The organism is Dysgonomonas sp. HDW5A (assembly GCF_011299555.1).
Lineage (GTDB): Bacteria > Bacteroidota > Bacteroidia > Bacteroidales > Dysgonomonadaceae > Dysgonomonas_A.
Map to the genome: position 1 here is coordinate 2,789,261 of NZ_CP049857.1, position 16,381 is coordinate 2,805,641.

General features: G+C 38.6%; 10 protein-coding genes. 2 read left to right on the forward strand and 8 right to left on the reverse strand.

Annotation, left to right across the window (positions count from 1 at the left end):
- Positions 1-240 precede the first annotated feature (240 nt).
- Positions 241-2,571, reverse strand: a complete 2,331-nt coding sequence (locus G7050_RS11585; RefSeq protein ID WP_166115524.1) for a glycoside hydrolase family 20 protein — start codon at positions 2,569-2,571, stop codon at positions 241-243.
- Between the two features lie 243 nt (positions 2,572-2,814).
- Between G7050_RS11585 and G7050_RS11590 the strand changes: the two genes are divergently transcribed.
- Together G7050_RS11590 and G7050_RS11595 are read left to right on the forward strand one after the other, a co-directional pair.
- Positions 2,815-3,462, forward strand: a complete 648-nt coding sequence (locus G7050_RS11590; RefSeq protein ID WP_166115526.1) for an alpha/beta hydrolase — start codon at positions 2,815-2,817, stop codon at positions 3,460-3,462.
- Between the two features lie 131 nt (positions 3,463-3,593).
- Positions 3,594-4,217, forward strand: coding sequence for a methyltransferase domain-containing protein (locus G7050_RS11595; RefSeq protein WP_166115528.1), 624 nt, complete (start codon positions 3,594-3,596; stop codon positions 4,215-4,217).
- Between the two features lie 15 nt (positions 4,218-4,232).
- Here the strand turns inward: G7050_RS11595 and G7050_RS11600 are convergent, their stop codons facing one another.
- The 7 genes from G7050_RS11600 to G7050_RS11630 all read right to left on the reverse strand — a co-directional run bounded on the left by G7050_RS11600 (position 4,233) and on the right by G7050_RS11630 (position 16,363).
- Positions 4,233-5,465: an MFS transporter gene (locus G7050_RS11600; protein WP_166115530.1), complete on the reverse strand. Its 1,233-nt coding sequence runs from the start codon at positions 5,463-5,465 to the stop codon at positions 4,233-4,235.
- Between the two features lie 333 nt (positions 5,466-5,798).
- On the reverse strand, positions 5,799-6,314 hold the full coding sequence (locus G7050_RS11605) for a DUF6712 family protein (protein WP_166115531.1): 516 nt from the start codon (positions 6,312-6,314) through the stop codon (positions 5,799-5,801).
- Positions 6,315-6,341: 27 nt separating this feature from the next.
- Positions 6,342-7,490, reverse strand: a complete 1,149-nt coding sequence (locus G7050_RS11610; RefSeq protein ID WP_255499118.1) for a hypothetical protein — start codon at positions 7,488-7,490, stop codon at positions 6,342-6,344.
- Between the two features lie 603 nt (positions 7,491-8,093).
- Positions 8,094-10,349, reverse strand: coding sequence for a cation:proton antiporter (locus G7050_RS11615; protein ID WP_166115533.1), 2,256 nt, complete (start codon positions 10,347-10,349; stop codon positions 8,094-8,096).
- 228 nt (positions 10,350-10,577) lie between these two features.
- Positions 10,578-11,420, reverse strand: a complete 843-nt coding sequence (gene kduI, locus G7050_RS11620) for a 5-dehydro-4-deoxy-D-glucuronate isomerase (RefSeq protein ID WP_166115535.1) — start codon at positions 11,418-11,420, stop codon at positions 10,578-10,580.
- 212 nt (positions 11,421-11,632) lie between these two features.
- Positions 11,633-14,947, reverse strand: a complete 3,315-nt coding sequence (locus tag G7050_RS11625; protein ID WP_370521972.1) for a glycoside hydrolase family 2 TIM barrel-domain containing protein — start codon at positions 14,945-14,947, stop codon at positions 11,633-11,635.
- A gap of 171 nt (positions 14,948-15,118) precedes the next feature.
- Positions 15,119-16,363 (reverse strand): glycoside hydrolase family 88 protein, encoded by a 1,245-nt coding sequence (locus tag G7050_RS11630; RefSeq protein WP_166115539.1) that lies wholly within the window; start codon positions 16,361-16,363, stop codon positions 15,119-15,121.
- Between the last annotated feature and the right edge of the window lie 18 nt (positions 16,364-16,381).

Below are 16,381 nucleotides of genomic sequence, written 5' to 3' on the forward strand. Positions count from 1 at the left end.
TTTTGATTTTGCAAAGGTACATTTTATTAGCGAAAATCATAATAAGCTATTAGACCTTTTTGTGATTTTGAAAAGTATTTACCTAACTATCGGCTATCAATTAGTAATATAAGAATACTGTATTTTAGAGTAAAGGTGGGGAATGAAAAATTTTTAAGTTATAGTCTGGACGATTTATATAAAAAGAGCAATATGATATCCATATTGCTCTTTAATATTTGAGTACTTTATTGTAATGCTTTAATTAATTGATATTTCATCCACAAAAATATATGCCGGCTTACCTTTACCCGCATGCCATGCAGGAATAGATTGCTCAGTTTTAACAACAAGCTTTACATATCGGGTTTTTACTGTCGGGAATGTAGCAGTAAGGTCGATAACCTTTTCTCCTTGATCCTGATTCATGGCAGGATAAGATTCATCGGATACTTGCTTGAAAGTTTTATTATCATCAGAAACAAACACTGTAAATTGCCTTGCCCCGAAAATCCAAGAACCGGGACTTGCAAATGTTCCGACGCTAACGGTCGATACTTCAGTCGGTTCCTCCAGATCAACAGTGGCTGTCATCGCTTTCTTGTTGAAACCCAACCATTCGCCACTGGCAAATGAGGGACGCCCTCTCTTTCCATCAACCAGAGTAATAGCTCCATTGTAAGTATATTGAGAATTGGGATCTTCTTCGAATGTTACATTCTTCAAAGTAGCCTTATTAAAACTGAAATTTTCGGAATATATTTTGCTGGCTTTTCCGTCTCTTATCGCTACAGCCTTCAAATCGGCATTTGCCTTTATCTCGATTGGCTGAGTATATTTAGAACTTTTCTCAGTGGGTGCCGTTCCATCCAAAGTGTAATAGATAGGTGCATTATCTGCTGTAGCTAAAGTAACCGTAATAGCTTTCTTCTCTGCACTGGGTTCAATTTTGCTTGATATGTCAAATATATGTTTTGCATAGTTAAACCCTAAGCGGTCATATAGTTTCAAAAGTCTATTCAAACGAGGCAGAAAGGTTGTGAAGTCTTTCTTCGAAGGTTCGGTCCATTGCACTTCTGCCAGAGCAGCCATCCGTGGCAATACCATATACTCTACATGTTTCGAATCAGCAATATATTCAGTCCATAAATTGGCCTGTGTTCCTATAATATATTTTTGCTCATCAACACTTAATTCAGATGGAACTGGTTCGAAAGCGTACACTTTCTCGATAGGAGTATATCCTCCGATTGCCAGAGGTTCATCCTGAGTATCGCGTGTTTGATAGGCATCAAAATACAAGTGGCTGTTAGGTGTCATTATAGCGTCGTGCTGTTGTTTTGCAGCTGCTATTCCTCCCTCCATACCTCTCCACGACATTACAGTCGCATTTGGAGCTAAGCCTCCTTCAAGAATCTCGTCCCAACCGATTATTTGACGACCTCTGCTATTTAGAAATTTCTCGATTCGTGAAATAACATAGCTTTGCAGTTTGTCTTCGGCAGAGTGGTTTGCATCAGCTTTCAGACCTTCTGCTTTTATTTTAGCCTGACATTTAGGACATGTTTTCCATCTTACTTTAGGACATTCGTCTCCACCTACGTGTATGTATGTTGAAGGGAACAGTTCGATTACTTCACCATACACATCTTCAAGAAAAGTATATATACTGTCGTTACCGGCACAAAGGACATCGTCAAAAACGCCCCATTCTCCACTCACTTTATAGGGACCGCCCGTACAGCCCAAGTTTGGATAAGTGGCTAATGCTGCCAACATATGCCCCGGAAGATCCACTTCGGGTATGATGGTAATGAATTTCTTTTGAGCATAAGCTACTATATCTTTGATTTCTTCCTGAGTATAAAAACCACCATAAGGTTTTCCGTCAAATTCGCCCGAGTTCCGCCCGATTACGGTCTGATCGCGTTGTGATCCGATTTTGGTTAATTCGGGATGTTTCTTTATCTCTATTCTCCAGCCCTGATCATCAGTAATATGCCAGTGGAAACGGTTGATATTGTGTAATGCCAGTATATCAATATATTTCTTGATAAATTCGGCAGGAAAGAAATGACGGCTAACATCGAGCATCATCCCGCGATATGCAAAACGGGGATAGTCTTTTATATCTACAGCCGGAAATACGACCGTGTTTTCTGTTGCATCGGCAGGCATCGATTTACGCAAAGTTTGTACACCATAGAATGTACCGGCATCGTCCGAACCGTTGATAATTATTTGTTTATTATTTACAGTAAGGTTGTATGATTCGGGTTTATCAGCTTTATAATCAGCTTTAAGGATAATCACATTATCTGCAGACTCTTCATCTGTAACTTTCAGATCGATTCCTGTACTGAATTTAATGTATTCGGATAAAAATTCGGCAGTTTGCTTTTGGATATCACTGCCTTTAGGGTAAACAATTTTAGTACTGCTGTTCAGCGTAAATACTTCTCCTTCGGACTTCGTTATTTCCTGAGGTAATGGGATAACGGCGTAATCTGCTTCCACAGCAGGCTTATTACCGCACCCGACCAATAGTATTGATGCTAAAAGGCAAAAGATAGTTTTCTTAAGTGTTTTCATTGGTAAATGGTTTAAAAAATGTTCAAACTTTAAAGATATAGAAATAAGATTATTCATGAATAAGGTAAATCTTAATTAACATTTAGGGAGAGCTTCTATTCGAAAATAATTGTTCAGTGATGTTTATTGCGAGAGACTGCGGAAAAAAGTAGAAAGTAAATGTGCTATTTTAAGGAGATTCGGACTAAAAATAATAATTTAGTGAAATTAAAGTCGAAAGATAAATAATAAATACTGTATCATATGGATGTCTATTTTATATCGGGAATGTCGGCCAACTGCAAAGTATTCGATACAATTGAGCTGCCTTATGGTTTCGAAAAGAAATATATAGAGTGGTTAATGCCAAATGAAGGCGAATTACTATCCGAATATACCCGGCGTATGTCTGTCAATATAGATACATCAAAACCTTTTGTATTAGTAGGATATTCATTTGGAGGTATTATTGTCCAAGAGATGAATAAATTTCTTACGCCAAACAAGACGATCATAATAGCATCGATGAAAGTAGGGGATGAAATGCCTGCTCTTTTCAGAGTGGGGCATAGAATAAAATTCACTGAATATTTACCAATAGGCTTCTTTAAAACAAGTGATTTGGTTTTTGATTTTTTTTCTCGCTTTGTATACCATGCTAAACGCGAAGATATGGAGAAATACGTATCATATACCGACCCGTTTTATACGAAATGGAGTTTGTTTCAGATACTCAATTGGCATTCAACCTTTCAGTGTCCTAACCTCTACCATATACATGGAACAAAAGACCAGATGTTTCCATTTAAAGGCGTGAAAGATGTTTATCCTGTAGAAGGTGCAGATCACTTATTGGTAATAAAAAAGAGTAAGGAGGTAAGCCGAATTTTAGATGAAATTTTGCACAAATGATGGTTGTAAAACATCTGAAAATACAGAGTATTAAAGTTCTTGTATTTGTTGTATTTTAAAATAAATTGTGGGAAGAATATTTTTACTGTAGATTTATGTAATTATTTACATCTTGCTAAAATTGTTTAGTTATGATCGCAAACTTAATCAGTAAAAATAATAGAACTTCAAAATATAAATTATTCTTGGATGTAATAAGACCTTTGGAATCTGATAAAATATTGGATGTAGGGGTTAATAATTGGGAGTATTCCCCTGTAGATAACTTTTTAGAGAAAAACTATCCATATTTAGAGAATATCACAGCTTTGAGTGTTGATACTAATGAGGAATTTAAGAAAAGATACCCAAAGGTTAATTCAATTGTATATGATGGGTTTTATTTTCCTTTTGAAGATAAATCTTTCGATATCGGTTGGTCTAATGCAGTCATAGAACATGTTGGAGATATAGAAAGACAAGTTCTGTTCTTAAAAGAACTCAAAAGAACTTGCAAGAGAGTATACTTCACTACCCCAAATAGATATTTTCCTTTTGAAGTGCATACCAGATACCCGTTGATTCATTGGCTTCCCAAGCGCATATTTGATAGAATATTACAATTTACTCCCCAGAAATGGGCTTCGGGCGATTATATGTATTTACTCTCGCGAAAGAAGCTTGAGAAAATTTTAAAAGAAGCAGGAATTACCGATTATAAGATATACAAGAATCGTTTTTGCGGCTTCACTATGGATTTTAGTATCATTATCTAAAATATATGATCTTACTTATTCGTATTTACCCACTGTCGATTTTCCTAAGCTCACTACCGATGGTATAATGAAGAATAAACATCCGATCAGGCAGATTGCAATTCCTGCGATAACAAATACATTGGTTATCCCGATAGCATCAGCAACAAATCCGGTCGCTAACAATCCAGGTATAGAAGGCATCAGCATCAAACTGTCGTAAGTCGAAAATGCACGCCCCAAGAGAGACGGATCTATTTTGGTTTGAAGTATGACCGTAAAAGCACTGTTCCAGATAGCGCCACCAATACCACTGATTCCTGTTAGGGCGATGAACCAAATAAGTCCGTTTGCAGGCAGCAATCCCGATAGTAGAGAGGTTAACCCGATAATAATACTAAAAGTACCAATGAGTACAATTTTATTCATCATCTTTATTTTTTTCATACCGATAAGTGCCCCTCCTATAAATATACCGACTCCCCACGCAGCCTCAACAATACTCATGTCGTATGTATCTCCCATAAAATGAGTAAGGGTAATAAGCGGAAATAATGCTGATATGGGAATGATAAAAAATAACATCGCAATATCACAGAGTAGTACCCATTTGAGACCTTGTGTGCCAAATATAGCGTGTAGTCCTTCTTTTATTTCTCCCATAATATTGGGTAGTTTGTCAGTAACTTTCTTTTCGGGATTGGGAATCGTAACAAAGAGCAGCGACACGCAGGCTATTACTGCCCCTATAATATCGAGGGACAATACATAAGTCATATCCATGATATTTATAAGTAATGCAGCCAATGCAGGACCTGCTATATTACTGATCGAAAAAATCATCTGATTAACCCCGGCTACTCTCATCAGTTCCGATTCGGGAGCCAATAGCGGAACACTGGCTTGCATGGCAGGGGTATGAAAAGCACTGCCCGCCGAACGTAATATCAACAGCAGATATATCTGCCAGATAGTAACCGAATCAAAATAAAACATAAGACACATGATAGCCGTACAAATGGCTATGAAGCTATCTGCAAATATCATGGTTAATTTTCGGTTCCAGCGATCTACAAAAACACCTGTAAACAATCCGAGTACAAGCTGAGGCAGAAGAGTAGCTATCATGGCATAGGCTAATACTTCGGCCGATTCGGTTTTTAGGCTAAGCCAAAATACAACCGCATATCCGACGATCGAACTGGTGAGGGTCGAGAATAACTGACCACTCCATATTATTGCAAAAGTTTTTTTCCAATTATTATTCATTGGGAATATTTTATTGATAGCGTATTACTTTTTCTCTTGTAGAGAAAGTAAGCATGAGATTATAAACTAATAAACGGGATAAAAGTTCTCCAAAGATTTTTGGAGTAAGCACTAATTGGCTGTATAGCCTAGCTATATAGCTAATATTGTATTGGAGCGAGTAATAAACATTATAATATCTCTGTTTTTTTAGGGATGGCAAAGATAGTACTTTTTAGTAAAGGTATTTTGATCTTTAAGGTTTTTAATATTTCATTGATCTGAAAAAGAAATGAAAAGCCGGAGAATAAAAATATCCCCTTTCATGAAAAATAAAAGGGGATAGGTTATACATTACTGTTTCGGAAAATAAAATCCACTATCGAAAGGAGTAGACTGCTGACCGCATGACGAACAATAATCTTTATCAGGTTTCCACAGAGGATATTTCTCTTTGGACGAACAAAGAAAATCGGTTAACAGGCTGACAAAAATCTCGGCATCATCCCGAATCCAGCGGCGGAGTTGAGCCACATCCTTGATGTCGATACCCTTGCTGTTTTCACTTTCGCGAATAGTTATTCCTTTATTTACGATGGTTGCCCAATGAAAAGGTAATCCCTGATAGATGGCAAAGAACGCTAACGCAGGAGCAATTTTTACAACAAGATTGCTATTGGATTCATCCAGAGAGTTCTGTGAAATCTGAAGTTTTAATTCGCTCATCAACGATTCGCCTAATAAGGGGGCAATATATAACTCCTGAGCAATAGACAGGTAAGGAACAAATTCGGTAAGATCGGTATTTCCCGTAATTGGAGAATGCAGTTTAAACAACTCCTCGTTTATTAATGTGATAGGTGTATACATCGGTTTTATAGTTTTTTGATGAGCAAATCAGATGGCTGGAGACTCTTGTTTCGAGGGTTCATCACTGCTGATTTTACCTTCATACTCTTTTATTTGTGTTATAACTTCCAGTTCTTTTACAGTTAACTTATTATATCCGTTGTTGATTACGAAAATATTCAACGTATCCAGAATTTTACGACGGAGTTTGTGAATGACAGTGTAATTGTATAAAATAAAAGAGTTGATTATCTCACTCGCATTGCCACTCAAATTACCCGAACCCGAAATACCTGCAAGAGTAGGAGAGGAGAGTCGGTGAGCCGATATAATTTTCTGGAAAATAACTTCATTGACGTTGTTGTATAAGTCGGCATTGCCACTGGCTGTGAAAGGCGTTACTTCGGGTTTGATATCCTGACTTTCTCCGTATAGAACAACAATTGAATTGGCTCCGTTTGTGCCCGCAAAAGAAGCTGTCATGTCTTTGTTAAACTGTTGTTTAGCCTCATCACCGGGGTTACTTGGTATGGTGATAATTACCGAAGGTGCAAAGCCATTATTTATAGAATTACGATAAAACTTACCTAATAAACCATCGGCTTCTATGTAATTGAGTGCCGAAAAGTAATGAGGTACAGGGTAATAATCTAAACTTGGCTCGTAATCTTTGTAATAATACAGATAAGGCACACCCTGCTGCAACTCTTCAGAAGCATATGCTTTTATCTGTGCGGGTGCATATTGTCCACTGGTTTTTCGCCAATCATTTGACAAGAAAAAATTAAGAGGTGTACCATATTCATTGGTTTCTCCTACACGTATTTTACTGAAATCGGTATGAAAGAGGCTGACATTACTCCCGTTCTTATTGAGTACAACTTGAAAACAAAAACCACCGAAAGTCGTATAATCTTTGGCTATCTTCTCTATTAAAGTATCCCAGTCTTCGTTCGTATTAGGCTGCCCCGAGTACAATGTATCATCTATGCCCGAACCGCATATATATGTCACTTTGTTTTCTATGATCGACTTATTTACTGCCGATTCGTTATTCAGATCAATGATACGTTGAGGCAGATTATTATCTGTTCCATAATTAATCCATCCCTTTGAGTTTCGAGTAAAAGTCGGGTATGTAGGCGTATTTGCCGACAGATTGATTACAGAATATCCCATTTTATTCTTCTTTTTCATACTTCGATTGCTTCTGTGTTTTCAGTATAGATAAAACCCTTGAAGGTAGGCTTTGAGGCTGTTTACTATTTGCAAAATACCTTTTTTTCAATTTCTAAAACTTTTCTAGAGCATAAGTGTTTATAATTTATGAATTATTTATACTGGAATTATATAAATAATCTAAGAAACGATAGAGTTTTGTGTCGTTATTTTTATTTAGAGTGCTCTTTTGCCACAAGTTGTTACGAATGCCGGAAACTAATAAAATTGTTTTGGTGGGAATAATTATTTGAAAGGTACCAGTAGTAGATAAGGATTTTCTTGTATACTGGTTTTATATACTAAAATTCAACTCAATAGTAGAGTTCGATATAACAGAACATAATTCAGAAAATATTTTACTGTTTATGTCTATAATAATCAACTTTTACATGGCTAGTCTAAAAAGGATTCTTAAGTTTTTTTATGTAAAACGAGCTACAACTTCTGCAAAAGTAGCTCGTTTCTTCTTTTTCTAAGTCTCAGACTTTTTTATCGTTTGTTGTAGGAAAAATCTATAGTGTCTATCCCGTGATTATTAGAAATGTAATTGCTTTAACAGGATAAGACCGAGACTCTTCATCATTGGTTTATATTCTCAGCAAAATGATCCAGCTTATTCTGTTCACCCGCAAGCCACAATATATCACCCTCTTCTAATATTGTATTTGCCGATATATCGGTAATGGCTTCATCGTTGCGGTCTATACCAATAATCATGGTATCTGTTTTTTCTCTTATCTGAGAATCTTTAATTGCTTTTCCAATTAATGAGCAACCCTCTTCCAATTCATATTGAGTGAGGCTTATTTGATATTGAGTACTGGTATGCTGTTTCAATCTCTTCTCTTCGAGAGCAGTAATAAATGTTTGTAGTTCTTCATCCGTACCGGCAACAATAAGTTTATCGAATGGGTAGATACATTCGTTCGGATCGGGAATGTTTATTTTAAGATCACCCCTGATTATACTAACTATATCTACACCTGTAGTTTGTCTGAAATTAAGTTCCGCCAAAGTTTTTCCTATTCGTGGCGAATCTTGAGGAACTTCGATTTCTTCAAGGTGGATGTTTTTATTCAAAAGATCGGTCTTTACCTGCTGATTGATTGTGCCTTCTTTATCTTCGGAAAGCTCTTTGTCATTTAAGTTCTCCAGAAACTGCTTTTCCATCTTATTGGTTTGTTTTTTAAACCCTTGGAAGAAAGTAATTCCGATAGCAATAACTACCGAGGTTACAAGTAGCAGACCTGTTGCTCTGGGGAATAGAGGGATAAGCACCATAAGGATAAGAATCACACACAAGGCAATCCGTAATAAATTGAGTGCAATTAAAGCACCCTTGTTAAAGTGATTATCTTTCCATAACCTTTCATGCTCTTCGGTTTTGCTGTTATTTCTCATGATAGCCTGCATAAACGGTCCCATGAGCAGGATAGTTATGATAGCTGCTGCGATTCGTCCTCCCAAGTTAGGAATATAACTCATTATAGGCCAGTAGAGGAGTTCTCTGCAAGTAAAGAAAACAGCCAGCGATAAGACAAAATAAATAGCTACGGTGGTAATCACTTTTTTAAGTAAAACATTCCAGTCGTTCTGTCTGTTAACTGTTTTACGACTCGATGAAGAATAGCCCGTAATCAGTTTGTTCCATTTAGGAGGTATTCTTTTCTCTATAGCTTCATATATAGGTGTCGAAGCCTTTATAAAGTACGGGGTTGTAAAGGTCGTGATGACCGATACTGCTACTATTATGGGATATATAAAGTTGCTGATAACACCCAATTGCATACCGAGTGTAGCTATGATAAATGAAAATTCGCCAATTTGCGCTAAACTAAATCCAGCCTGTATAGATACTTTGAGGCCTTCGCCCGAAGCGAGAACACCCAAAGAGGCAAATATTACACGACCTACCAGAACTACTACAGTAAGAATGAGGATAGGAATGGCATACTCCAGAACAATACTTGGAACTATCATCATACCTACCGAAACAAAAAATACTGCTCCGAACAGATTTTTGATAGGTTCGATAAGATGCTCTATGTGCTTCGATTCGATGGTTTCGGCAAGTATCGATCCCATAATAAAGGCTCCCAGTGCCGCCGAAAAACCAACTGTATCGGCAAATAATACCATACCCAGACATAAACCTACGGCTACAATAACCAAAGTTTCGTCGTTGAGGTGTTTCTTCAGTTTTTTAAGGAAGGTTGGTATCAGGTAAATACCTACTACAAACCATATCATCATGAAGAATACGAGTTTAAGGGAATTTTCGAGTAATCCTGACCCTTCTGCATCACCGCTTCCTGCTACTGTTGACAATAATACCATCATAAGTATGGCTGCGAGATCTTCTACTATAAGCATCCCGAAGACGATATTTGCAAATTTTTTCTTCTGCAATTTCATATCGTTGAATGCCTTTATGATAATGGTTGTAGATGACATGGAGAGCATGCCACCCAGAAATACACTTTCCATTTGCGTCCAGCCCAAGAGTTGCCCGATAACGTATCCAATGGCTATCATCGATCCCATATTGATGAGGGTGGCAATAGAGGCTGTTCCGCCTACATCTATCAGTTTCTTAAAACTGAATTCGAGTCCGAGGGCAAATAAGAGAAAAATTACCCCAATCTCCGCCCAGGTGTTTATATTACCTATATCGGCTACGGATGGAAACAGTACGAAATGCGGACTTATCAGGAAACCTGCTACAATATAGCCTAGTACAACAGGTTGTTTTAAGAGTTTAAATAATATTGTTACTATTCCGGCTGTTATCAGAATAAGAGCCAAATCACTTACTAATGGAGGGATATGCGACATAGAATTTTTATTTCTTTTTGAGCGTTTGTCTTTAAGTTAGACTGCTTTCAAGCAAATATAGTGAAAAAAGGGCGAAAATTCCTATTTTAAGTATCAGATTGTTATCTTTTTTATCTCTTGTATTCTTTCCGAGGAGTGTTAAATGAGATATTAAAGAGGTCTTTTCCACAAATAAAAAAGACAGGCATTATGTGCCTGTCTTTTGCTCTATATATGTCTTTGAGGAACTTATCTCAACTTGTCAGCCGTGAAAGTATCCATATCATCATAAGCCAGATTTTCGCCGCACATAGCCCATATAAAAGTATAGTTGCTTGTGCCTGCTGCCGAGTGAATAGACCACGATGGAGAAATAACCGCCTGCTCGTTAGCCATAAAAATATGACGTGTTTCCTGAGGTTGTCCCATAAAGTGGCACACTGCTTGTTGCTCGGGTATTTTGAAGTAGAAGTATGCTTCCATACGACGCGAGTGTGTATGTGGAGGCATAGTATTCCATACACTGCCTTCTTTCAATTCGGTCATACCCATTTGCAATTGGCAGCAAGGTACAATCTCACTCAATATAATTTGGTTCAACAAACGTTCGTTTGAGGTTGCAGGTGCTCCCAAATCTCTGGTGCGACGCATTTCGGAAGTAATGGCTGTCGTAGGATACGCTTTGTGAGCGGGCGATGATGCAAAGTAAAATTTAGCAGGTTTATTGCCGTCTTTACTTTTGAAGATCACTTCTTTTGAGCCACGACCTACGTAAACTGCATCTTTAAAACCCAATTGATATTCGGTACCATCAACAGTAACCGATCCTTCGCCTTCGATACAGATAATACCCAATTCGCGACGTTCGCAGAAATATTCCGAACGAATCAAATCGACTGTCTCGAGTTTCAATGCTTCTTTTACCGGTAGGGCACCACCAATAATTAAGCGGTCGTTGTGAGTATAAGTCATCAATACTGAATCGGCATCAAATAGTTTTTCAACCAGAAACTCTTTACGCAACTGCGTAGTGTCGTATTTTTTGACATCATCAGGATGCGTACCCCAACGTTCTTCTATGCTTGTTTTCATTTTAATTAATTAATGAGTTAATAAAATACGCCTTTTTAGTCCTGCTAAGATAGCAAATAATACCTTATTTGTTTATCTCGACTTTGCAAATTGACTATTTAGGTAATTGATTAGATACAAATTAACAGGCTTTTAATAATCTGCTTTAGTTTGTAGGGGTTAGACCGGTTTGTCTGAACCCCTACATTAAAGCATTAAACAGGTTTGAAACCTTAATATTTCAATCCGGCTTTCGAAGCAGCATCTTTTGCACCTGATACAGGGATCAAAGTAAATGACCAATTGTATTCCTCATCCGAGTAAATAGTTGCTTCGGGTATCGGACGAGCGCCCCAGCTGTCGTAACCACCTACACCTTGTTGTTTCAGGTCTACACAAATTTCGACAAAATCGCGAGGCGATATATCATTGATATGCGTATGTTTAGGTAGAATGTTTCTGGCTTTTTTCAGATCCTTGTTGGCTATTTCTTCGGGTGAAAAGTTGTTCCATTGATAGTCGGCATCAGCCTCTTCCGAGTCGAAATCCTCTACCGAGTTTCTCAGTGCATTGAATCCGATTGTGTTTTCTGCCTGAATCAATAAGCCTTTGCCATTGTTCTGAGTGGCGGTCAACCAACGGGTATCAATATGATGACCGTTTTCTTGCGGACGTACATACGGATAATATAAATCTTCGGCTTTAGCCTTGTATTGTCCAACCATAGTACCCATAAAGCGGTCGATATAATTTTCCTCAGGTCCACGTCCGAAATATTCGATATTGTCCATTCCCGCAGGTACTCTGAATCTTACGCCTATACGTGGAACTTCCAGTACATTGCTTTTGGCTTTAGCTTCTGCTTTTGCCTTAGGTGTATAAGTTGCCATCAATTCGGCTTCAGATTTACCTATGCTTGCTTCTTTAGCTCCTTCGAGAGCTGTAAAGCGAGACGATATATTAACTACGCCCGAAGGGTAAATCTTATAGTTGATAATATAGTGGTTACCTGCTGCCAATAGATAATCTACACTTAGCAAGACATTATCGCCATCTTTGGTTGCTTTATGATCTACAATGTTAAAATCTTTGCTCGATTGCTTCCATATTTGTAAACGGCTTGGAGCTCTGTTGCCATAATCGTTGTCATTAGGAGCTCTCCAGAAGTTAGGCTGAATACCAAATCCGTCTTTGAAATATTCTTGACCATCAACCTTGTATGAGGTTACTAACCCTTTCGATGTATCTAAAGTGAAATTGACTTTAGAAGACGAAACGGTGATAACTCCATTTTGTTCCGCTATATTCAATGCAGGAGCATTCGGAGATTTGTATTCCTTCTTATCAGCGGTGATTGGCAGTTGAAACTGGTCGTAAGCCACTATATAATTGGCAGGAACAAGCGGAGTAGCCTCTTTACTTGTCACCTCGAAATTCACAAAATACTCTGCACCGGCTTCGGGCTTCAAGCCTTCAACAGGAATAGTTACTGTTTTAGACTCCTGAGCTGCAAGCGATACAGGAAGAACGGCTTCTTTTATTAAAGTTCCGTTTTTATAGATTCTGTATTTTATCTGATATTTCGAAAGATCCGAGAAGTAGAACCTATTGGTGATTTTCACCTCTCCTTTTGATAAATCGACAGCCTCAAACCCTATGTTCTGAAGGTTGTATTTAATCTCAGCCATAGCAGGGTGGGGGCGTTGGTCGGGACCTATCAAACCATCGGCTACGAAGTTTCCGTCCGAAGGCATATTGGTACCGTAGTCGCCACCATACGTCCAATACGGTTTACCGTTTTTGTCGTAAGCCAACAAAGCATGGTCTATCCATTCCCATATATATCCGCCTTGCAGATGAGGGTATTTGTAGATGGCATTCCATTGTCCGTGAAAGTCTCCTGTCGAATTACCCATGGCATGAGCATATTCCGAGGGAACTACAGGGCGGTCGCTGCCTTCTTTGCCAATTTCTTCCAGCCATGCTGCCGAAGGATATTGAGGCACATACATGTCGGTGTTCCATTCCCACAAAGCACGTTCGTAATTTACGGGACGGTTCATCAAATTTTTGTCCTTTTCTTTCAGCCACAAATAAGTCTGGTAGAAATTGTATCCGTTTCCGGCTTCATTTCCTAATGACCAGATGGTTACCGATGGGTAATTCTTGTTTCTTTCGAACATGTTTTCGGTTCTGTACAAGTGGTTCGCCAACCAATCGGGGTTGTTACCCAACGACTTGCCTTTGCTCAAACTATAATACATACCGTGCGATTCGATATTGGCTTCGTCATATACATACAAACCATACTCATCGCACATTTCGTAAAATTTGCGATCTTGAGGATAATGGCTCAAACGAACGGTATTGATGTTGTTCTTTTTCATCAATTCGAAGTTTCGACGCATTTCTTCGGGAGTCACATAATGTCCTGTGTATTGACTAACCTCATGTATATTAGTTCCTTTTAATTTTACAGGTTGTCCGTTTACAAAGAACAGGCTTTGTTTTTTGCCATTGATAATGTAGTCGCTTTCTTTGATCTCTATTTTACGGAATCCAACATGAAAAGGTACTACCTCGGCAGTTTCATTTCCTTTTTGTACAGTCATAATCAACTTGTACAGATTGGGATGTTCCGAAGTCCATGTAGATACATTGTCCAGTACAGCATCAAAGTTGACCGTTTTTTTGCCGTTAGCTTCGATGTTGAGAGGGCTCGAAGCACTTGCTACGGTTTTACCTTTCGAGTCAACCAATTCGTAACTGACATTTACTGCCGATGGCGACGAGTTTGTATTCTTAACGTCGATATCCAATTTGAATATTCCGTTTTTGTACGTATCATCCAATGTCGATATTACTCTGAAATCGTTGACTGCCGTTTTGGGCTGCGACCAAAGGAATACATCCCGTTCGATACCACTGATACGCCAAAAATCCTGACATTCGAGGTAAGATCCTGTGCTCCATCTGAATATCTTTATGGCTAAAGAGTTTTTTCCGGGTTGTACATATTTGTTCAGCAGAAATTCGGCAGGGTTCTTAGAATCTTCGCTATAACCCACCTCTTTGCCGTTTACATACACATATACGCCCGATTTTGCTCCGGCAATGTGCAGGTAAATATCGCGGCTCATCCAATCGGCAGGAATATCTATCTCTCTGCGATAAACACCTACCGGATTATCGTCGGGTAGAAGCGGTGGCTGCGGATTGCGTGGCTTAAACTCGTATCCGTGATTGATATAGATAGGAGTACCGAAACCCTGCACCTCCCAGTTGCCCGGAACTTTTATATCGCTCCACGACGAAGTATTTACATTGGCATCGGTTACATTGGCAGGTAATTTGCCGAATGCGTCCACATAGTAAAACTTCCATGTACCGTTGAGCAGTTCGTAGTACTTGCTGTTTTCGTATTTGCCCGTCAAAGCCTCCGCCTTGTTGTCGTATGACATAAATGTGGTTCGTGGTTTCTCTTTATTTACCGACAACACATTCATATCACGCCAAAAGGGAAGTTTGTCCTGAGCTCCCAATGACATTCCCATTGCCAATATACAGCAGATGGAAAATAATTTTTTGACCATGGTTTATTTTTGTTGTTTAAAGTTTAAAATATGCCTAATAATAGAATACAAATGCTTCGTGGTAGGGGCAGGGTTATACTCTGCCCGTTTATATGAGGGTAGGGTAGAACCCCACCCCTACAATATTTATTGTTTCAAATTCTTATATCTCACTAAAGCCTCTAAAAAATAATAATCGGCATAACACAAAGGTACATCAATTTCGTTTTTATGAGGAATACTTCCCACGCTATGCATCAAAATAAAATTGCCGTTGCTGCCCAATGCTGCTCTATAATTGGGTGAAGCAAGACTTTGTAACATTTTCACAGCCTTGTCGATATAGGTTTTGTTATTTGATAACTGACCCAATTCGAACAAACCTGAACACACGATTGCCGCTGCCGAAGCATCTCTGAGTTTTTCTTTAAACTCTACTGCATACGATTTACCTTCAGGGGTATATCCCTCTTGTCCGACATTGAAATCCCAAAGTGGAACAAGATCTTCGGGCAGGTTCTTTAAATAAAAGTCTGTTGCTTTGATAGCTGCATTAAGATAGGAGGAGTCTTTTGTTTCACGGAACATCATTGTATAGCCATAAATAGCCCATGCTTGTCCGCGTGACCAGGTCGAATTGTCGCTGTAACCCTGACAAGTTGCCTGATCTTTTACAACACCCGTAATAGTGTCGTAATCTACCACGTGGTAGGTGCTGAAATCGTCTCTGAAATGATTCTTTAAAGTTGTATTGGCATGACTCACCGCAATGTCGTAATAACGTTTGTCACCACTCACTTTCGAAGCATAAAACAGCATTTCGAGATTCATCATATTATCTATAATGACCGGATAGAACCATTCGGTAGTATCGTTCCATGCTTTGCGGTAATTCCACGATTTTATACATTTGGTAACATCACTGTAACGTGACGATAACGATTGCGCACTCTGAATAAGAATGTCTTTGTATTCGGGTTTGGGAGCCAGACGCTCAGCATTTCCGTAGCTGCAATACATCATAAAACCCAAATCGTGATGACCGGTAAATGTTTTAAGAGGTTCTAGTGTCTCCGTCCATTTACTGGCTTGGTTTCGCCAGGTAGAATCTCCCGTAAGTTCGTAGAGATACCAAAGTGATCCGGGAAAAAATCCGGGAGTCCAGTCATACATATTTGTGACTACCAGTTGCCCCTGAGGATCAAGTGTACGAGGGTAGTTTTTGCCTGTGGGTTCGCCCACACTCTCAAGCATTTTTAATGTTTGTGCCGATGCAAACGCAACATTCTGATCGATAAATTCGGCTTTCTCCTTATCTGCTTTTGGCGTACACGAGACAGCCATTATCCCCAGAGCTAAGAAAGTTAATAGATTGTTTTTCAAAATTTTCATAGTTATCATGTATTTAGG